Annotated in this window: 15 protein-coding genes; all 15 read left to right on the top strand. The window is 63.5% G+C overall.

Annotated features, from left to right (window positions below; all coding sequences use genetic code 11):
* Window positions 1-38: 38 nt before the first annotated feature.
* The 15 genes from HU773_RS10805 (at window position 39) to HU773_RS10735 (ending at window position 19660) form a co-directional block, all read left to right on the top strand.
* A complete protein-coding gene (locus tag HU773_RS10805; RefSeq protein ID WP_057959063.1) occupies window positions 39-554 on the top strand; it encodes a sigma-70 family RNA polymerase sigma factor in 516 nt (171 codons plus the stop codon).
* Window positions 541-1509, top strand: a complete 969-nt coding sequence (locus HU773_RS10800) for a FecR domain-containing protein (RefSeq protein WP_186626311.1) — start codon at window positions 541-543, stop codon at window positions 1507-1509. Before HU773_RS10805 ends, HU773_RS10800 begins: the two co-directional genes overlap by 14 nt.
* A 98-nt stretch (window positions 1510-1607) precedes the next feature.
* On the top strand, window positions 1608-4091 hold the full coding sequence (locus tag HU773_RS10795) for a TonB-dependent siderophore receptor (protein ID WP_186626310.1): 2484 nt from the start codon (window positions 1608-1610) through the stop codon (window positions 4089-4091).
* A 398-nt stretch (window positions 4092-4489) separates the two neighbouring features.
* A complete protein-coding gene (locus tag HU773_RS10790; RefSeq protein ID WP_057439111.1) occupies window positions 4490-5929 on the top strand; it encodes an undecaprenyl-phosphate glucose phosphotransferase in 1440 nt (479 codons plus the stop codon).
* On the top strand, window positions 5929-7392 hold the full coding sequence (locus HU773_RS10785; protein WP_057959060.1) for a mannose-1-phosphate guanylyltransferase/mannose-6-phosphate isomerase: 1464 nt from the start codon (window positions 5929-5931) through the stop codon (window positions 7390-7392). Before HU773_RS10790 ends, HU773_RS10785 begins: the two co-directional genes overlap by 1 nt.
* Window positions 7392-8303, top strand: a complete 912-nt coding sequence (locus HU773_RS10780; RefSeq protein WP_057439113.1) for a glycosyltransferase family 2 protein — start codon at window positions 7392-7394, stop codon at window positions 8301-8303. The genes HU773_RS10785 and HU773_RS10780 overlap by 1 nt, the downstream gene beginning before the upstream one ends.
* A 6-nt stretch (window positions 8304-8309) precedes the next feature.
* Window positions 8310-9131 carry a polysaccharide biosynthesis/export family protein gene (locus HU773_RS10775; RefSeq protein WP_057439114.1) on the top strand — a complete coding sequence of 274 codons (822 nt, stop codon included), beginning with the start codon at window positions 8310-8312 and terminating at the stop codon, window positions 9129-9131.
* A gap of 76 nt (window positions 9132-9207) precedes the next feature.
* On the top strand, window positions 9208-11187 hold the full coding sequence (locus HU773_RS10770; RefSeq protein WP_057439115.1) for a GumC family protein: 1980 nt from the start codon (window positions 9208-9210) through the stop codon (window positions 11185-11187).
* Window positions 11187-12365 (top strand): glycosyltransferase, encoded by a 1179-nt coding sequence (locus HU773_RS10765; RefSeq protein WP_169990421.1) that lies wholly within the window; start codon window positions 11187-11189, stop codon window positions 12363-12365. The genes HU773_RS10770 and HU773_RS10765 overlap by 1 nt, the downstream gene beginning before the upstream one ends.
* On the top strand, window positions 12365-13705 hold the full coding sequence (locus HU773_RS10760; protein WP_170045261.1) for a glycoside hydrolase 5 family protein: 1341 nt from the start codon (window positions 12365-12367) through the stop codon (window positions 13703-13705). Before HU773_RS10765 ends, HU773_RS10760 begins: the two co-directional genes overlap by 1 nt.
* A 25-nt stretch (window positions 13706-13730) precedes the next feature.
* Entirely contained in the window at window positions 13731-14945 is a 1215-nt protein-coding gene (locus HU773_RS10755; protein ID WP_186626309.1) for a glycosyltransferase family 4 protein, read from the top strand.
* Entirely contained in the window at window positions 14936-16039 is a 1104-nt protein-coding gene (locus HU773_RS10750) for a glycosyltransferase family 4 protein (protein ID WP_057959057.1), read from the top strand. Before HU773_RS10755 ends, HU773_RS10750 begins: the two co-directional genes overlap by 10 nt.
* Window positions 16039-17436 carry an O-antigen ligase family protein gene (locus HU773_RS10745; protein ID WP_186626308.1) on the top strand — a complete coding sequence of 466 codons (1398 nt, stop codon included), beginning with the start codon at window positions 16039-16041 and terminating at the stop codon, window positions 17434-17436. Before HU773_RS10750 ends, HU773_RS10745 begins: the two co-directional genes overlap by 1 nt.
* Window positions 17433-18254 carry an acyltransferase gene (locus HU773_RS10740; RefSeq protein WP_057959055.1) on the top strand — a complete coding sequence of 274 codons (822 nt, stop codon included), beginning with the start codon at window positions 17433-17435 and terminating at the stop codon, window positions 18252-18254. The genes HU773_RS10745 and HU773_RS10740 overlap by 4 nt, the downstream gene beginning before the upstream one ends.
* Window positions 18254-19660, top strand: a complete 1407-nt coding sequence (locus HU773_RS10735; RefSeq protein WP_115127903.1) for a lipid II flippase MurJ — start codon at window positions 18254-18256, stop codon at window positions 19658-19660. The genes HU773_RS10740 and HU773_RS10735 overlap by 1 nt, the downstream gene beginning before the upstream one ends.
* The last annotated feature ends 90 nt before the right edge of the window (window positions 19661-19750 follow it).

The following is a 19750-nucleotide window of genomic DNA, read 5'->3' as shown; positions in this document are numbered from 1 at the left end:
GAACAGTTATCAATTAAGATGCCTGCGCCAGGACGACTATGTCGAGCGAATACCCAGCGGATCATGCGGCAATCGGCCAGCTCTACCAGGCCCACCATTCCTGGTTGCATGGCTGGTTGAAGCGGCGCACCGGTTGTCGCGAGCATGCCGCCGACCTGGCCCAGGAAACCTTCGTCCGCCTGCTCAATAGCCGCAAGCAGCACAGTTTGCTGCAACCCCGGGCCTACCTGAGCAGCATTGCCCGCAGCCTGATGATCGACCAGTATCGGCGGCGCGAACTGGAACGCGCCTACCTCGACAGCCTGGCCCATTTCCCCGAACACCAAGCCCCTTCGCCAGAAACCCGCCTGCTGATCCTCGACAGCCTGGAGCGCATTGACCGCCTGCTCGACCAACTCAAGCCACGGGTGCGCGAAGCCTTTTTGCTGGCGCAACTGGACGGCCTGACCTGCCCGCAGATCGCCCAACGCCTGGGCGTGTCCAAGGCCACCGTGGAGCGCGACCTGGCCAAGGCCCTGCACGCCTGTTATCGGTTGCGCTATGCCGACTGCTGACCCGCGCCTGGTGGACCAGGCCATCCAATGGATGATCAAGCTGCGCTTCAACACCACCGATGACGCCAGCACCGCCGCGTTTGAACGCTGGCTGGCCAGCAGCGCCGAACACCAACTGGCCTGGCAGCGGGTCGCGACGATGAATGATGATTTTCGCCATCTGCCCGCCCAACTCGGTCGCCAGACCCTGGACAGCGCGCGCCGACGAATCAGCCGCCGCGAGGGTTTGAAGCTACTGGGCCTGGTGGCCGGGGCCGCCGGATTGACCTGGCTGGGCCGCGACTACACGCCGCTGCCGGGGCTGCTGGCCGAGTACCGCACGGCCACCGGAGAGCAGCGCTGGATCAGCCTGGATGACGGCAGCCGTATCCAACTCAACAGCGCGAGCGCCATCGACACTGCGTTCAACCGCGAACGGCGCCTGGTGCAGCTGCGCCAGGGCGAGATGCTGATTGATACCGGCAGCGATGGTCGTTCGCCCCGGCCCTTCTGGGTACAGACCCACAACGGTTATCTGCGGGCCCTCGGTACGCGCTTTATGGTCCGCGAAGAACCCCAGGGCACGCTGCTCGCGGTGCAACAGGGCCAGGTCGCGGTGTTTGCCGGGCACGCATCGGGCGCTGCCCGGCAAGTCGTCGCGTCCGGCGAACAGGTGTTGTTCAACCGCCTCGCAATTTATCCGCCACCCGCCACCGGCCTCGACCCCTGGGCCTGGAGCGACGGCGTGATCAGCGCGCGCAATATGCGCCTGGATGACTTCCTCAGCGAACTGGATCGCTACCGCCACGGCGTGTTGCGTTGCAGCGAGGCCGTCGCCGGCCTGCATGTGTCCGGCACTTATCAGGTGGGCGACACCGATCAGGTGCTGGCGTTGGTGGCCCAGGCATTACCGGTCAGTGTCACCTACCGCAGCCGCTATTGGGTCACGGTCACCCCGCGCACCGCCCGCTCCTGAAAAATAAATGAGGTGAATTCTCATTGCCGTTCGACCTGTAAGGAAAGGCCGATCAACAGGCCCGTTCTGTCCACTTCCTTCAGGAGCAACCCGCGGTCATGCAAGCGTTCCCCTCAAAAAAATCCCCCCTGCGCCAAGCCGTCAATGCCGCCCTGCTGGGTGCCTGCCTGGCAAGTGCCCTGCCCGGCGGCGCCCTGGCCCAGGAGCCGGCGCGCGACAGCCAGACCCGCGCCTGGAACATTGCCCCTGGCCCACTGTCCAGCGCCCTGGATCAATTCGCCCGTCAGGCCGGCATCAGCCTGTCTTTTGACGCCAACAGCGTGGCCGGCAAGCACAGCGCGGGCCTCAACGGCGCACTCGACAGCGAGCAGGCCCTCGGCCAACTGCTCCAGGACCAAGGCCTGCAAGCCCAGCGCCAAAGCGATAACAGCTGGTTGCTGCTCCCGTCGGTGGGTGAATCCGGCGCGCTGAACCTTGGCGCCACCACCGTCACCGGCGAACGCCTGGGGGCCACCACCGAAGGCAGCGGTTCCTACACCACCGGCGCGGTGACCATCGGCAAGGGCCAGCACAGCCTGCGGGAAACCCCGCAATCGGTGAGTGTGATGACCCGCAAGTTGATGGATGACCAGAACATCCACACCATCGACCAATTGCTGGAGCGCACGCCGGGGATCACCACCTACGAATCGCCCATGGGCGGCAAGTATTTCTATTCCCGCGGCTTCAAGATGCTCGGGCAGTACCAGTACGACGGCGTGCCGCTGGATATGGGCAAGGACTATGTCCAGGCCGACAGCTTCACCGCAAACATGGCGCTGTATGACCGGGTGGAAGTGCTCAAGGGCGCCGCCGGCATGCTCAAGGGTGCCGGCACCGCCAGTGGCGCGGTGAATTTCGTGCGCAAGCGGCCCCAGGACAAGCCCACCACCAGCCTCACGCTGTCGGCCGGCACCTGGGACAACTACCGCGCCGAAGTGGATACCGGCGGCCCGCTGAACGACAGCGGCACCGTGCGCGGCCGGGCAGTGGTCAGCCAGCAGAATCGCGGTTCCTACATGGATATTGCCAAGCGCCAGGACCAGGCCATCTACACCGCCCTGGACATGGATATCAGCCCCGACACCACCCTCGGTTTCGGCGCCAGCTACGAAGACGTCGACTCTACGCCGTGCTGGGGCGGCATCCCGCGCTACAGCGACGGCAAGAGCATCGGCCTGAGCCGCTCCACCTGCCTGGGCCAGTCCTGGAACGACTGGCAAAGCCGGCGCACCACGCTATTCGCCGACCTGACCCACCACTTCAATGACGACTGGAAACTCAAGGTCAGCGCCGTTCACAGCCGCAACCTGCAAGACATCAAATACGCCGCCAGCGAAGGCACCGTGGCCTATGGCGATCCGGCCCCCACGGCCAACAGCTACGCCGCCCTGTTTGACTACGATCACAAGGACTATGGCCTGGACGCCTACATCGACGGCAAGTTCGAAGCCTTTGGCCTGGAGCATGAGCTGATCCTCGGCGCCAACGGCAGCCGTGGCAGCCAGGACGATGTGTACGCGATCCGCAACCTGCCCCAGCGCCAGACCATCTACCAGCCCAACCATCACTTCCCGGAGCCGGCCGACGACACGTTCTGGCCGAACATGTACCGCGGCGGCACGGTCAAGGAGACCGCCACCCAGTACGGCACCTACGCCACCCTGCGCCTGCGGCTGGCCGAGCCGTTGCTGCTGGTGGTCGGCAGCCGCGTCAGTTGGTTTGAAAACCGCCGCCAGTCCAACAACCTGGCCTGGGGCGAGTGGAGCGTGCAGGATGCGCGCACCAAGGAAACCGGTGAAGTCACGCCCTTTGCCGCGCTGATCTATGACCTCAACGACAACCTCTCGATCTATACCAGCTACGCCGATATCTTCCAGCCACAAAGCTCCTACGCCACCGTCAGCGGCGCGGCCCTGAAGCCGAAGATCGGTGAGAACTACGAGCTGGGGATCAAGGGCGAATGGTTCGACGGGCGCCTCAACAGCTCCCTGGCACTGTTCCGCGCGATCGAGAAAAACGCTGCCGAGACCGACTACATCGCCCACTGCGGCACCTCGGCCGACGGCTTCTGCTACAGCGACACCGGCAAGGTCCGCGCCCAGGGCGTCGAGGCCGAGATCAGCGGCGAACTGCTTGAACGCTTGCAAGTCTTCGGCGGCTATACCTACACCCAGACCAAGACCCTGAACAATATCGACAGCCAGGCCGAGGGCCGGGCCTCCACCAGCTACGTGCCACGCCATATGTTCCGGCTGTGGGGCGATTACCAATTGGATGGTGCCCTGTCGAAATGGACAGTGGGCAGCGGCGTCAGCGCCCAAAGCAGCAACTATCGGGTCCAGACCATCAAGCTGGAACAACCCGGCTACGCCTTGTGGAGCGCGCGCCTGGCGTATCGGGTCGATAACACCTGGACCGTGGCGTTGAACGGCAACAACCTGTTCGACAAAAACTACTACCAGACCGTGGGGACCGCGTCCTGGGGTAACTTCTACGGCGAGCCGCGTAACGTCACCGTGAGCCTCAAAGGCGACTTCTGATCCCCATCCCCCTGTAGGGGCCGGCCAGCCGGCTCCTATCCCCGTCAAAAAAGCTTTGCCCGCCCGGCAGGATAATTGGCGTTTTTGTTCCTACACTGCAAAAAGCCATCACTCATTCTCAATAAATCTGAAAAACCAACAACAAATGTCAACAAACCGTCACGACAAGAGTATCTTATGACACTCGACGGCAAAGCCCTTGCAAAATGTCAAAACCTTGACATCGCACCCATAAGGAGCCATCATTTAGCCACTATTTAGCAAAGCACCTGCACCTAGACAGGTCATTGCGCGTTACCCAGCGAAAGCAGTCGTTCGCATTGCGCCACTTATAAGCAACTGCCTTATGGATGAGCAAACGAACAGGGAAGTCCTGGTGGTGCATTGAGGGATGTTTTATGCGTGAGAAGTCGTCAGTCGATAGCCTGTTTCTGACTCGTACCGGTTTTGTTGAATTCTTTGTGGTTTTCGTCAAGTTAATCCACGGCCTGACGGCGGTCCTGCCGGCGATGATCCTGTTGTTCTACCCGGATCCAGTCGACCCGCAAATGCGTGGCCACTACCTGGGGCTGCTGCTGTTTTTTGCGATCCTGACCATTATTCTGTTCCAGGCCCTGGGGGTGTACTCCGAGGACCTGTTCAGCAACCGCCTGCGTTTTCGCGTGATGCTGGTCGCGTGGATCTCGGCGTTTTGCATCCTGCTGTTCATGTACCAGATCCTGCTCCTGTTCCCGCAGTTGAGCCCGCGCAACCTGATGTTCTGGTTCAGCCTGAGCCTGGTGCTGTTTGGTGTGGAGCGCATCCTGATGCTGCGCCTGTACCGCAACCTGATGAAGAACGGCAAGTTCCTGCAGCGCACGGTGATCCTCGGCTTTACCGACACCGCCATCCATGTGGCCGAACACCTGTCGCGCAACAGTGATATCCGCTCCGGCCTGATCGGTTTTATCGACGACCGCACCGAACGCATTCCCAAGGAACTGAGCAGCCTGCCGTTGCTGGGCAACACCCGCGACCTGGAAAAGCTGATCAGGTCCGAACAGGTCAACCAAGTGATGATCACCCTGCCCTGGGCCGCCGAGCAGCGTATCAACGGGCTGGTCAAGCGCCTGCGGCAGATGTCGGTCAACGTCATGCTGGTACCGGACATGGCCGCCCTGCGGTATGGCCACAACCGCATTACCGATGTCGGCGGCATCTTGATGTTCAATACCTCGCAACTGCCGCTGCGCGGTTGGTCACCGTTTATCAAGCGCTGTGAAGACCTGCTGCTGGCCGGTGCCGGCCTGCTGCTGTTGTCACCGATCATGTTGGTGACCGCCATTGCCATCAAGCTCGACTCCAAAGGCCCGGTGCTGTTTCGCCAGAAGCGCTACGGCTACAACGACAACCTGATCCGGGTGTTCAAGTTCCGCTCGATGTACGTCGACCAGACCGACTTCAACGCCGAGTGCCAGACCACCCGCAGCGACCCGCGCATCACCCGCGTCGGGCGGATTATCCGCAAGACCAGCATCGACGAGCTGCCGCAACTGTTCAATGTGCTGCTGGGCAACATGTCGATGGTCGGCCCGCGCCCCCATGCCACCGCCACCAAGGCCGCCGGGATTCCGTTCGAGGAAGCGGTCAGCGAGTACAGCTCGCGGCACCGGGTCAAGCCGGGCATCACCGGGTGGGCGCAGATCAATGGCTACCGTGGTGAAACCGACACCCTGTTCAAGATTCAGAAACGGGTCGAATACGACCTGGAATACATCGCCAAATGGTCGGTGTGGTTTGACCTGTACATCGTTTTCATGACGGTCCCGGCCGTCCTTTCCACCAAGGAAGTCTATTGATGAACCCTCTCAACGGATTGATTCCCTGCATCATTTCCGGTGGCTCGGGCACGCGGCTGTGGCCGGTTTCGCGGCAGAACATGCCCAAGCCGTTCATGCGCATGCGCGACGACCAGAGCCTGTTGCAGAAAACTTTCCTGCGCGCCAGCCACCTGCCGGGGGTCGACAGCGTGCTGACGGTGACCAACCGCGACCTGCTGTTTCGCACCCTCGACGATTACCGCGCGGTCAACACCGGCCAACTGGGCCTGGACTTGCTGCTCGAACCGTTTGGCCGCAACACCGCAGCGGCCATCGCGGTCGCCGCGCTGCATGTGCAGGAGTTTTTCGGCGGCGATGCGCAGTTGCTGGTGATGCCGGCCGACCACCTGATCCTCGATGAAAGCGCCTTCGCCCAGGCCGTGGCCCAGGCCCGCGAATTGGCCGACGCCGGCTATCTGGTGACCTTCGGCATCCAGCCCGATCGCCCCGAGACCGGCTTTGGCTATATCGAACAAGGCACAGCCCTGGCCCAAGGCTTCCGTGTCCAGCGTTTCGTCGAAAAACCCGACCTGGCCACCGCCCAAGGCTACCTGGACGGCGGCAAGCACCTGTGGAATGCCGGAATGTTCTGCTTCAAGGCCGCCACCGTGCTCGACGAGTTGGCGAACCACGCCCCGGCCGTACTGGACGCGGCCAAGGCGGCGCTGGAGCACAGCACCAGCCTGCAGAACAGCAGCAGCCGCCAGCGCGAACTGAACCCGCAAGGCTTTGGTACCGCGCCGGACATCTCCATCGACGTGGCCCTGATGGAGAAATCCGCCCAGGTCGCCGTGGTGCCCTGTGATATCGGCTGGAGCGATATCGGCTCCTGGGAAGCCCTGCGCCAGCTGACCCCCAGTGACAACAACGGCAACCAGATCAATGGCGAAGCGATCCTGCACGACGTGCACAACTGCTATATCGACTCGCCCAAGCGCGTACTCGGTGCGGTCGGGGTGCGTGACCTGATCATCGTCGACACCCCCGACGCGATCCTGATCGCCGACGCCAACCGCAGCCAGGATGTGCGCCATATCGTCGCCGAGCTCAAGCACCAGAACCATCCCGCGTTCAGCCTGCACCGCACCGTCACCCGGCCCTGGGGCACCTACACGGTGTTGGAGGAAAGCACCCGCTTCAAGATCAAGCGCATCGTGGTCAAGCCCAAGGGGTCGTTGTCTTTGCAAATGCACCACCACCGCAGCGAACACTGGGTGGTGGTCAGCGGCGCGGCAATGATCACCAATGGCGAGCGCGAGATCCTGCTCAACATGAACGAGTCCACCTATATTCCCGCCGGGCACAAACACCGCCTGACCAACCCCGGCATCATCGACCTGGTGATGATCGAGGTGCAGAGCGGCGAATACCTGGGTGAAGACGACATCGTGCGCTTCGACGATATCTACGGCCGCACGCCCGCCAGCGAGCCCAAGCCCTGATGCGGACTTCCCTGATCATCCCGACCCGCAACGCCGCCAGCCACCTCGACCGGCTGCTGCCGGCGCTGCGCATGCAGACCCTGCAACCCGACGAGATGCTGGTCGTGGACAGCGCGTCGAGCGATGCCACGGTGGCGCGCTTTCGCGAGTTCGGTGCGCGTGTCGAAGTGATCGCCGCCCGCGACTTCAACCACGGCGGCACCCGTCGCTGGGCCAGCGAGCACGTGGGCGGCGACGCCCTGATCGTGATGACCCAGGACGCGATCCCGGCCGAGCCCGAGACCTTTGCCAAGCTGCTCGCCGAGCTGCAACAGGACCCACTCAACGGTGTCGCCTATGGCCGCCAACTGCCGCATCCCGGTGCGGGGGTGTTGGGTGCGCAGTCGCGCCACTTCAATTACCCGGCCCACAGCCGCAGCAAAAGCCTGGCCGATGCGCCGCAGCTGGGGATCAAGACCTGCTTCAGCTCTGACTCGTTTTCCGTGTACCGGCGCAGCGCCCTGGAGGCCGTGGGCGGCTTCCCCGCCGATGTGATCGGCAGCGAGGACGCCTACGTCGCCGCACGCATGCTACTGGCGGGCTGGAAGGTGCAGTACGCCGCCAGCGCCCAGGTCTATCACTCCCACGATTACCGACTCATGGATGAGTTTCACCGCTACTTCGACATTGGGGTGTTCTACGGCCGCGAGCCGTGGATCCGCCAGGCGTTTGGCGACGCCGGCGGTGAAGGTAAACGCTATGTACTGGCCGAATTACGTGCCTTGCGCGAGGCCAACGCCTTGCACCGCGCCCCCGAAGTGGTGGTGCGCAGTGCCTTTAAATTGCTGGGCTATCGCCTCGGCCACCTTGAACGCTACCTGCCCAAATCGCTCAAGCAGCGCCTGGGCATGTTTTCCACCTACTGGACTTGAGCCGTCATGAAGACTACCAACCGACGTTCCCGTCTTACCCTGTTCAGCCTGTTGAGTGCCTCGATCTGGCTGGCTGGTTGTTCGACCCCTGCGCGGGTGCCGCTTCCTGACAACAACACGCTCAAGGCCGGCCACCAGGCGGCGCTGACCTTGGCCGACCTGCCGCCCCCGCAGGTGCTGATCCAGAGTGGCGACCTGTTGCGCATCGTGCGCGATGCCCAGGAGCCGGCGGCGGCCGACGACATGACAGTGTTCGTCGTACGCCCCGACGGCGTGATCTCCATCCCCAACATCGGTCGCGTCAAGGCGGCATTGCGCACGCCGGAAGACCTGGGCAAGGAAATCACCGACAAGTACAAGCGCATCTACCGCGAGCCGGCAGTGACGGTGAACATCGCCAGCGCCCCGAGCAACAAGGTGTTTATCGGTGGTGCGGTGCCGAACCCGGCGTTTTTCGACCTGGCGGGGAATGTCAGTGTGGAGCAGGCGTTGCTTAGTTCCGGGGGGGTGTTGTCCTCGGCGGATGCCTCCAACGTGGCCCTGATGCGTACGGGTCCGGATGGCAAGTACAAGACCTACTTCATCAGCTTGAACAACATGCTGACCGATCCCAATCACCCACGGGTGGCCCTGCAGCGTGGCGACCTGATCTATGTGCCGCAGTCGGGCATCGGCGCCACTGTGGAAGCCGTGGATATGTACTTCACCCGCCTGTTCCCGATCAACAAGGGCATTGGTGTGGGCCTGAACTACGACCTCAACGACAGTGGCGTGAAGAACAGCGGCAACACCATCTACAACAACCCAGTCATCAACGCAGGCCAATGATTATGGACCAGGCTTCGTATCACTCGAACCGACTGTTCCCGTCTGGCGTACACCACATATTCAATGGAGTGATCCTGTGATCGAAATCCGCTCTCTACGCGACCTCTTGCGGTTGTTTTTCATCTTCCGCCGCGAGTTCAAACTGGCCGTGATCACCACGATTGTGGTGGCCGTGTTGGGTGCCTTCCTGTTGCCGGCTCGCTACGAGTCCGACGCGCGCTTGCTGGTCAAGCCAGGACGGGACAACACCACGTTGCCGATCGAAGCCGCCAACCGCCAGACGCTGATTGCGCCCAGCACCCAGCACGACCCGATCGTCGATGAGGAGAAGATGCTCACCGGCCGGCCCATCGTGCACATCGTTGCCGAGCGCTACCTGGCAATGACGTCCGAGCCGCCACAGGGCTTCTGGAAAGTCACCAAGTTCTACGTCAAGAAAGCCGCCGGTGAAGTACTGGATGCGGTGCGCAGCGTCCTGCAATTCGTCGGCCTGGCCGAGAAGCAAAGCCCGCTGGAGCGCCTGGCGACCAAGCTGGAGAAGAACTTCGAAGCCGGCCACGAACCGGGCTCCTCGGTGATCGAAATTTCCTTCACCTGGGACGATCCGGCCATCGCGCAGAAAGTCGTCGAGACCTGGGTCGATGCCTACCTGGAAGAACGCGCGCGGATTCTCGGGCGCAAGAGCCTGCATACCTTCTATGAAACCGAACGCAGCAAGGTCGCGACCAACATCCAGGGGCTCAAGGATGAACTGCAGGGCCGCTTGAAGCAGATCGACTCGATCAGCGTGGACGCGCGCCTGAAAAACCTGACCAACCAGATCGACCGTGTCACCGACGCCAAAGTCACCGCGCAAAACCAGATCGCGGGGATCCGCAGCTTCCTGGCCAACGCCAGCCAGCAGATCAAGAACCAGCCGGCCGAAGTGGTCACTGGCCGGGAAACCAGCCTCAACCCGACCCAGTTGGACCTCAAGCGCCAGCTCAATGCCCTGCAAGTAGAACGGGCGCGCCTGCTGCGCACCTATCTGCCGAACACACCGCAGGTCAATCAGATCGAGCAGAACATCCGCGACATGGAAGCCCTCAGCGCCCAGGAAGCGACACGCCTGGAACGCTCGCAAAACACCGCGCCCAACAGCCTGGTGATCAACGTCAAGCAGCAGATCATCGACGCCCAGTTGCAGGAGCGCAAACTGGCCGGGGAAATCGAGAACTACGACAAGACCCTCGCCGAACTGCGCGCCCAGCGTGACCAGGCGATGACCGATGAACCTGAGCTGAACAAGCTGACCCAGCAACTGCGCACCGCCGAGAAAAGCTACGCGTTGTACTCGGAAAACCTCGAACAGGCGCGCATCGACCACGCACTGGACAGCAGCCAGATCAGCAACATCGCCCTGATCGAACACGCCACCCTCAACCCGGCGCGCGTGTTTCCCAAGAGCCTGCTGATTCTGCTGTTCACCATTCCTGCCGGCCTGGCCGTCGGTTTGCTGACCATCTACGTGCTGTACCTGCTGGACCAGCGCATCCACGACGGCGCGCGCTTGCAGGAAGTGTTCGGTGTACCGCTGTGGAGCAGCATCCCCGATGTGCAGCACGCGACACCGGCCGCCCTCACCGCCAGCATCTATCGCTTGTACAGCCTGCTACCCGCCGAGCGCATCGCCAGCGAGGGCTTTGCCCTGGGCCTGACCTCGGCACGGCACGGCGAAGGCGTGAGCTTTATCATCGAGCAACTCAAGCGCCTGCTCGAAGAGCGTGGCCACCGGGTCTCGGTCAACGGCACTGAAGCGGCAAAGCCGGGTGAAGTGTTGCTGCTGGACGCCTCGGCCCTGTCATCCAACCCGCAGGCGTTCCTCACCCTGCGCCGCGCCGAGCAGATTGTGCTGGTGATCGAAGCCCGCACCAGCACCGTGCCGACCATCGAGAACGCCCTGTCGCTGCTGACCACTGCGTTCGGCAAAGTGGATGGGATGATCCTCAACCGCCGCCGTTTTGAAGTACCGGCCAATGTCCTGGCACGACTCAACAGCTGGCGCGGTGCGGCCTGATGCGCATTGCGTTGCTGGCGCCACTGCCACCGGAGCAGACCGGGATCGCCGACTACGCTGCGCACTTGCGCAGCGCGTTGCGCGAACGGGGCCTGGAGGTGCTGACGCCTCTGGAAGGTTGCCTGGACCTGGCTGAACAATTGCGGCGCCTGCAGGCCTTTGACTGGCGCGGTGTGGACCTGGTGCATGCCGAGCTGGGCGGCGGACGCTTTGCCGAGTTCCAGGCCCTGGACTACTTGCGCCGGGCCCAGCCGCAATTGCCGCTGACCGCCACTGTGCATGATCCGGAGCGCCTGATCTGGCGCCGGGCCAGGCTGTTTTTCCCGCTGACCCTGCTCGAACGCCTGCCCCACCCGCTGCCCCAGGCGGCGGCGCTGCTGGCCGACCCATTGACTCTTTTCGAAGAACGACGCCTGGCCAAAAGCATGCGCCGCCTGATCACCCTCACCCGCCTGGGTGGCGATTGCTTGCGCCAGCGCATGGGGCTAAAACCTGAGCAAGTGGCGGTGATTGCCCACGGCAACCTGCCCATCGCCCCTGTGGCCTTGCCGCCGTTGCAACCGTTGCGCCTGCTGTATTTCGGCTTTATCTACCGCGGCAAGGGCATCGAAGATCTGCTGCAGGCCCTGGCCCGCTCCCTGAGCGCCCACCCGCAATGCCGTGGCCAGGTGCGCCTGACCCTGGCCGGTGGCACCGCGCCGGAGATGACCTTCGACCCCGCCGGCAATTACCTTGAGGGCCTGCGCCAACTGATCACCACCCTGCACCTGGGCGATGTGGTGGACTGGCAACTGGACCTGCCCTCAGCCGACATTCCCCATACCATCCAGGCCCACCATGTGATGGTGCTGCCGTACCGTGAATCGAAAAAACTCGGTTTCCTCGGCCAGATGCGCGGCACCAGTGGCGCGCTGTCCTGGGCCAACGCCTGCGGGCGCGGAGTGATTACCTCCAATGCCCGCGCCTTCGCCGAAGAAGTCGCCGGTGGCAATGGCATCACCTATCAACAGGGGGATATCGCCTCGTTGAGCGATGCCCTGAACCGCCTGATCCTCGACCCGCAACAAGCCCGCCAATGGGCCGACCACGCCGCCGACATCGGCCGGCAGCGCCAGTGGGCCAGCACCGCCCAACGCTTTGCCGAGTTGTTCCAGGCCGCAGTCAAGGAGCCTTTGTGATGAATGTTTCGTCAACTCGCCGGATGTGGCGCTACCTGCCACTGGTCATTGCAATGGCCGTGGGCGGCGCACTGCTGCTCAGTGAAAACGTCGACGCGGAGCCCGTGAACCTGGCGCCCCAGCGCACTGTGGAGTGGCGCGAGTTTCTCGGGGTGAACGCGCATTTTCTGTGGTTCAAGCCCGAGCAGTACCAGAAGCAGATCCGCCAATACCAGAAACTGGGGCTGGACTGGGTGCGCGTCGACCTGCACTGGGACCGCCTGGAGCCCAAGGAAGAAGATTATCAACTGAGCACCTTCGATGAATTGGACCGCACCCTGACTGCCGAGAAAATCCGCTCGGTGTTCTACCTGGTGGGTTCGGCGCCGTTTATCACCACCGCCCCCAAAGGCGCAGAATTCCAGGACCAGTACCGCCCGCGAGACGCCAGTGTGTATGCCCTGCGTCTGGCCCTGTTGGCCAAGCGCTACCCGAACATCAACGCCTGGCAGGTGTGGAACGAGCAGAACCTGCCGAACAACTGGCGCCCGCAAGTGAATGCCGAGGAATACGCGCGCTTGCTGCTGGCCAGTCACCAGGCACTGAATATCGCCGCACCAGACAAGATCCAGGTGATGGGCGGCATGGCCTACTACAGCCAGATGCCCCCGCGCGGCAAAACCCTGATGTTCGAAGCCCTCGGCGCGCTGGGCGTGCAAACCCTGGGCATGGTCGCGGCGTATCACCCGTACTCGATGACCCCGGAAACCGACGAGCCGGGCAAGAATGAAGTGCTGCTGCGCGGCGACCAACTCAACGCCGTGCTGCACGGTGCCGGAGTCAAGGATGTGTGGGCCACCGAGTGGGGCTGGTCCAGCTATGCCGGGCCCAAGGAGATGCAGGACCTGATCGGCGTCGACGGCCAGGCCGATTTCACCTTGCGCCGCCTGGCGCTGATGGCGTCCCAGGATTACCAGAAGATTTTCCTGTTTGCCCTGTCCGACCTGGATGAACGCGCCTCCGTACGTGACCAGCACTATGGCCTGCTGGACCTCAACGGTGAACCGAAGCCGGTCTACAGCGCCCTCGCCCGCTTCCTGGAGATCACCGGGCCAACGCTCAAGCCGGGGGTCACCCCCGTGCTCGAGGACGTACCCAAGACTTTTTACAGCGTGGCCTGGACCCGCGAAGACGGCAAACACCTGTTGATGTACTGGAGCGCGGAAGGCACCCGCATCACCTTGCCCAAAGTGCAGCACGCCGAACTGCTGGACCCACTGACGGGCGCCAGGCAGACCCTTAACGATTACAACGGCATTCGCCCCGCGGTGAAACCGTCGTTGCAGATATTGGTGTGGTAGCACGCCCAGGCATGGAGAGCTGCACGTGAGAATCCTGTGGATTGTGCCCTATCTGCCGTGGCCGACGACCAGCGGCGGCAAGACCCGGCAGTACCATTTGCTGCGTACCTTGAGTGAGCGCGGGCATCGCATCACCTTGCTGGTGCAATCGAAGACGCCGGCCGATGCCGCCGTGCACGCGGCCCTGGAGCCCTTGCTCGAGCGCCTGATCGTGGTGCCGCGCCGGGCCCTGAAACACCCCATGACCCTGCTCGCCGGGGTGTTTGCGCCCTGGCCGCTGCTGACCACGGTCAACGGCCTGTCGCCGGTGCTGCAGGCGCGCTTTAGCGAACTGTTGAAGGAAACCTGGGATGTGATCCAGGTCGAGCACAGCTACAGCCTGCAACCGTACTTCACCCTCTTGCAGCAGCAAGCGCGGGATTTCGTGCTCACCGAGCACAACTTGGAATCGAGCTTGGGCGGCGCCACCTATGACCGCTTTCCAAAATGGGCCGCGCCGTTCGTGCGCTACGACCAGTGGCGCTGCCAGCAGTGGGAGCGCAAGGCGTTTGACGCGGCGTGCCATGTGGTTGCCGTGACCCAGGCCGATGCCCAGGCTATCGGGCAACTGACCACAACCCCGGTGAGCGTGGTGGTCAATGGGGTCGACAGCCGGGCCTTCAGCGACGTCAGCGCCGCCCCGCAGAGCCAGCGCCTGTTGTTTGTCGGCAACTACGAATACGCGCCGAACCTGGACGCGGTGCAGTGGCTGCTCGACGACATCTTCCCGCGGGTCTGGTTGCAATGCCCCAACGCCCGCCTGGCGGTGGCCGGCTTCGGCTTGCCCGCACACTGGCGCGAGCGCTGGGCGGACGATCGTATTGAATGGCAGGGTTTTGTTCCCGACCTCACCGCTTTGCAGCGACGCTGTGCAGGGTTTGTCGCCGCGCTGCGCCATGGCGGCGGCTCCAAACTCAAAGTGCTGGAGGCAATGGCAGCCGGCCTGCCGCTGGTGAGCACCGCCCAGGGTGTGTCCGGGCTGGCGGTTGAGCCGCAGGTGCATTACCTGGCCGGCGAAAGCGCCGAGGCCCTGGCCGATGGGATTGTGCGCCTGCTGGACGAACCGACGCTGGCCCGGCAACTGGCGCAGGCTGCGCGCGACTATGCGCGCAACCATCACGACTGGGCGGTGGCCGGTAATGAACTGGAGCAGATCTACCGCACCTTGCCCACCCAACAGGAGCCTCAAGCATGCGCGTAGCCCTGGATTACCGCCCGGCCACGGTCGCGCCTTCGTCGGGCATCGCCCGCCAGGTGCTGGCCCTGGAACACGCCTTGCGCGCCCGGGACAACACTGAAGTGGTGCTGTTTACCGAAGCGCCGCTTGATCATCCCCAGCGCGACACGGCGGTTTGCCCGGCCTGGGCCAGCCCCCTGGAGGGCCTGCAACGGCCTCAGGTGCGCTGGCGCTTCGAGCGCGGCTTCCTGCCCCGGGAAATCCACCAACAGCAGATCGACCTGTACATCGCCACGGCCAACATGGGCCTGCCCTTGTGCCGCAAACCCGCCGGCACCCGCTATGTGCTGGTGCTGCATGATCTGTTTCAACTAACCCACCGCAACTTCCATCGCTCCCGCCTCAAGGCCCTGGCCTACCGCCTGATCGACGGCGCGTCGATTGCCTGGTCGGTGTGGCAAGCCGACCGGGTGTGGTGCCCGTCGCAGTTCTCGTGCGATGAGGCTGCGCGCCTGTTTCCCTGGGCGCGGGCCAAGTTCCGCGTGTTGAATAACCTGGTGCCGGAGTTCACCGAGGCCCCCGAGCCGTTGCCCGAAGGCATTCCGCCGCGCTACTGGCTGGTGGTGGGTACCCGTGAGCCGCGCAAAAACATGGCGTTTTTCCTGGCGCAATGGCAGGCCAGCCGCGCCCAGGACCCGAACGTGCCCGACCTGGTACTGGTCGGCCACGCCAGCGATGTGCCGGCGTCCCTGGGCGAGTTGCCCGGCCTGCATTGGCGCAGTGGCTTGTCCGACGGCCAGTTGCAGGCGCTGTACCGGCATGCCGCGTACCTGTGGCAGCCGTCCTATGCCGAGGGGTTTGGTTTGCCGGTGGTGGAAGCGCTGAGTGTCGGCACGCCGGTCGCGGTTGCCCGTGGCTCGGCCCTGGATGAAGTGGCGCCGCCCACCGCACAGCGTTTTGCCCCCGACGACGCCGGTCAACTGCAAACGTTGATGGTGTCACTGGCTGCACCGGGGGGCACGGTCGACCCCGAACTGCAACGCACATGGGCCCGGCAATTTGCCGAACCGGCCTATCGCCTGCGCCTGGATAAACTGCTCAAGGAATTGAACCGCTAATGCTGCCAGGAAAACTCGTTAGTCTGCTCCTGGGCCTGGTCTTCGGCGGCCTGCTGTTGGCACTGCCGCCGATGAAGGTCTTTATGATCGTGGTCGGCCTGGGCGTGGCGCTGACCCTGATCCGCAAACCGCTGTGGGGCTTGCTGATCTTTGTCGTCTTGGCCACCAGCATTCCCTACACCACCTTGCAACTGGGGATCCGCACCACCATCAGCGAGGCGGTGCTGGGCCTGACCTGGGCCGGGGTGTTCTGGCAATCGTTTATCGGCAAGACCCGTGGTTTCATGGTCTGGCGCCCCACGGAACGGGCGTTGATGTGGCTGATGCTGTTCAGCACCATCCCGTTTATCTGGGGCATGATCATCATCCACGCCGAGGGCAACGGCCCGGTGAACTGGGTGCGCTGGCTGATGAACCTGTCGCTGCTGTTTATCGTACCGTTGCTGCTGCGCACCGATGCCGACCGCGACAAGGTGGTGGTCGCCCTGCTGCTGGGCAACCTGGTGATGCTGTTGCTGTCGATTTTCATGTTCCTCAAGACGCGCAACGCGATGTCGATGATCGACATTCTCACCGACCTCAAGTACGCCCACCCGGAGGCGGTGAAGGACATCTTCTCAGCCAACTACAAACGCATGGCCTCGCCCTGGGTTCACCCGAACCTGACCGGTGGCGTGCTGGTGCTGTTTATCCCGCTGGCGCTGTTCTACGGCTGGACCCGCAGCGGCTGGCGCCGCGCCCTGGGCCTGGCGGTGGCGGTACTGGGTTGCGCCGGCCTGCTGCTGAGTATCTCCCGGGGCGCGATTGTGGCCCTGGCGCTGATCCTGATCTGGCTGACCTACAAGCGCGTGCCTCACAGCGGGCGGATCATCGGTATCGGCGCGGCTTTTGTGATCGCCCTGGTGCTGTTCTATCCGCCGCTGCAGGACCGTTTGATGACGATGTTCTCGACCACCAACGCCAGTACCGAGATCCGTTTCGACGAGTACGCCGGGTTCCCCGATGTAATGGCCAAGTACCCGTTGGGGATCGGTTTCAAAATCGACCCACCGGTGCCGGGCAGCAACTTGTTGGGGATTTCCAACCTGTGGCTGAACTTCATCTACAAGATTGGTATTCCGGGGATGCTGCTGTTCATCGCCGTCACCGTGCTGTGGTGGCGAGAAGTGCGGCCATTAGGGATGGTACGCAAGGTCACCGCCGACAACGCCCTGTGGCTGGGTTGCGTGTGCGGCGTGCTGGCGGCGCTGCTGACCGGGATTTTCGACCACTACTTCAGCTTCACCTTTGTATTGATCGCGCTGTTCTGGCTGTTGATGGGCATCAGCCTGCAACAGGTGCGCCTGAGCCCGACCATTACTGCTCCTGTTTCCGTGCCAAAGGATGACCGACCATGAAACATCGCACTATTCACTCCCCCGACCTGCGTGACCGCCTGCCCGCCCTGGCCAGCGAACTTGGTGCAAGCCTGGAAGACTTGCAGGACGGCCTGGCCTGGTGCCTGGCCAACGAGGTGGTTTTTGAAGAGGGCGAAGGCGAGAACAAGCGCTTCTGGATGACCTCTTTCGATGTGGAACCGACCATCGAGCATCCGGTGGCACGTCGGCTGTTCCATCGCATGAAACAGGATGTCCCGGCGCAGTTCCTGCCGATTTATGGCAAGAACTGGGCAACCCTCAAGGACCGCTGGCGCAGTGCCTGGGACATGGCCTACAACATCCTGATCAACAAGATCCCCAGCCACCACATACGCATCGGCTGGCTGCGCCTGGGCGGCGCGAAGATCGGCAAGGGGTCGAGCCTGTGGCGCAACACTGAGGTGCTGGGCATCCACAACCTGAGGGTCGGCGACGACACGGTGATCGGCTGGCATTGCCAGGTGGATGCACGCTCTGGGCTGGTAATCGGCAACCATGTGGCGATTGCCTCCCATGTGCTGATCATCGCCGGCAGCCATGACTTGCAGGCGCCGGAGTTCTGGTCGATTTCCGGGGCGATTTATATCGACGACTATGTGTGGATCGGCAGCCGTGCGCTGATCGGTTTCGGCACCCACCTGTGCGAAGGCTCGGTGGTGACTGCCAATACCGTGGTGGCGAAAACCGTCGCGCCGTACAAAATTGTCGGCGGCACCGGTGCCAAAGTCATGGGCGAACGCGTTCGGGGGCTCAACTACAAGGTGGGTGGCAAGGGCCTGTTCACCCTGTTCCACTGATGTTTGGCAGCACCCTGTGGCTGACCCTGGCGACCCTCGCCGGGCTGGTGGCCGGCTTTGCCCGGGAATGGCTGCTGGTCGCAGCCTGGGGCGCGGGCAGCCGTAGCGACGGGTTTCTGGTGGCGGTGTTTTTACCCGAGGCGCTGCGCATGACCCTGGCCGCCGGTTTGCTCGCCGCTGCGGCCCTGCCCCTCTATCAACAACGGGATGCGCAACGCCAGCAAGCCTGGTTGGCCAGCCTGTCGCCGCGCCTGCTCGGCGTCGGCCTGGGCCTGTTCGCCCTGCTGGCCCTGGGCGCGCCGCTGTGGGTACGCCTGATCGGCCCGGGGCTGGACGCCGCCGCCCACGACCAGGCCGCCGCCAATCTGCGCTGGCTGGCCGCCTGTGCGCCGGGGCTGGTGATGCATGGCCTGTTCAGTATTCCGTTGCAGGCGCGCCAGCGCTTTGTGCTGCCGGGGCTGGGCTCGCTGCTGTTCAACCTGCCGCCGGTGCTGTACCTGTTTATCCGCGGCACGGCCAGCGACAGCGCGGAACTGGCAATGTGTTTTTTTGCCGGCAGTGTGTTGATGTGCCTGCCCTTGCTGGCACCGGTCTGGTCGTTCGGCTGGCGCCCCTGGCAAGTCAAGGGTGATGCCCTGGCCGGCCGCGAACTGCTGGGGCGTATCGGCCCGCTGTTGGCGAGCAATCTCGCCAGCCAGGGCCTGGCCTTGCTCGAACGGCTGATCGCCAGCTACCTGGGCGAAGGTGCGGTGACCTGGGTCAACCTGGCGCGCAAGCTGATCAACCTGCCGCTGATTGCGCTGATGAGCCTCAACCAGGTATTGCTGGGGATGATGAGCGGTGAACAAGGCCAACAACGCCTGGCCTTGCTACGCCGTGGCCTGGACGCCGCCACCCTGCTGAGCCTGCCCGCCGCCCTCGGCCTGATTGGCGCGAGCCCGGTGCTGATTCACCTGCTGATGCCCGCGCAAAGCGCCGACGGCCCGCTGCCCGCCCTGCTCGCCTGGTTCGCCACACCCCTGGTGTTCGGCGCCTGGAACGCCATGCTCGCACGCTATGCCTACGCCAGCGGCGACACACGCCTGCCACTCAAATGTGAACTGCTGGGCAGCCTGGTCAACGCCGGCCTGTTGGTATTGCTGCCGTACTTCTTCGGCCTGCCAGGCATTGCCTTGGCGGCCCTGGGTGGGGTGATCGTCACCAACCTGCTGCTGATGCAACGCCAACACCTGCTCGGGCAACTGGGCTGGCCGTTGCAGTGGGGCTTGAGTGTGGTGTTGCTGGGTGTGGCGGCGCTGGTGCTGCACCCGCTGCATAACGATGGCTGGCAGCTGGGCTTAAGTACCTTGGCGGGCGCCGGGGTACTGGTGGGATTGGGGCTGTGGTTCAAGCCGTGGAAGGCTTGAGCTGCGAAAGCAAAGGCATAGCGAAAGCCCGCGCGCGGGGTTGCCGACTGCGATGGCGGTGTGTCAGCTAGCAGAAACAGTGCCTGGACC

Origin of the sequence: Pseudomonas shahriarae (assembly GCF_014268455.2) — a bacterium.
Classification (GTDB): domain Bacteria; phylum Pseudomonadota; class Gammaproteobacteria; order Pseudomonadales; family Pseudomonadaceae; genus Aquipseudomonas; species Aquipseudomonas shahriarae.
This window is presented reverse-complemented; position numbering and strand designations above follow the sequence as displayed.

Excerpts from the sequence above, each read along its gene's own strand:
- HU773_RS10775 (WP_057439114.1), top strand. The coding sequence starts at position 8,310 with ATGAAGACTACCAACCGACGTTCCCGTCTTACCCTGTTCAGCCTGTTG.
- HU773_RS10805 (WP_057959063.1), top strand. The coding sequence starts at position 39 with ATGTCGAGCGAATACCCAGCGGATCATGCGGCAATCGGCCAGCTCTAC.
- HU773_RS10745 (WP_186626308.1), top strand. The coding sequence starts at position 16,039 with ATGCTGCCAGGAAAACTCGTTAGTCTGCTCCTGGGCCTGGTCTTCGGC.
- HU773_RS10795 (WP_186626310.1), top strand. The coding sequence starts at position 1,608 with ATGCAAGCGTTCCCCTCAAAAAAATCCCCCCTGCGCCAAGCCGTCAAT.
- HU773_RS10800 (WP_186626311.1), top strand. The coding sequence starts at position 541 with ATGCCGACTGCTGACCCGCGCCTGGTGGACCAGGCCATCCAATGGATG.
- HU773_RS10765 (WP_169990421.1), top strand. The coding sequence starts at position 11,187 with ATGCGCATTGCGTTGCTGGCGCCACTGCCACCGGAGCAGACCGGGATC.
- HU773_RS10780 (WP_057439113.1), top strand. The coding sequence starts at position 7,392 with ATGCGGACTTCCCTGATCATCCCGACCCGCAACGCCGCCAGCCACCTC.
- HU773_RS10785 (WP_057959060.1), top strand. The coding sequence starts at position 5,929 with ATGAACCCTCTCAACGGATTGATTCCCTGCATCATTTCCGGTGGCTCG.
- HU773_RS10740 (WP_057959055.1), top strand. The coding sequence starts at position 17,433 with ATGAAACATCGCACTATTCACTCCCCCGACCTGCGTGACCGCCTGCCC.
- HU773_RS10790 (WP_057439111.1), top strand. The coding sequence starts at position 4,490 with ATGCGTGAGAAGTCGTCAGTCGATAGCCTGTTTCTGACTCGTACCGGT.
- HU773_RS10750 (WP_057959057.1), top strand. The coding sequence starts at position 14,936 with ATGCGCGTAGCCCTGGATTACCGCCCGGCCACGGTCGCGCCTTCGTCG.
- HU773_RS10760 (WP_170045261.1), top strand. The coding sequence starts at position 12,365 with ATGAATGTTTCGTCAACTCGCCGGATGTGGCGCTACCTGCCACTGGTC.
- HU773_RS10735 (WP_115127903.1), top strand. The coding sequence starts at position 18,254 with ATGTTTGGCAGCACCCTGTGGCTGACCCTGGCGACCCTCGCCGGGCTG.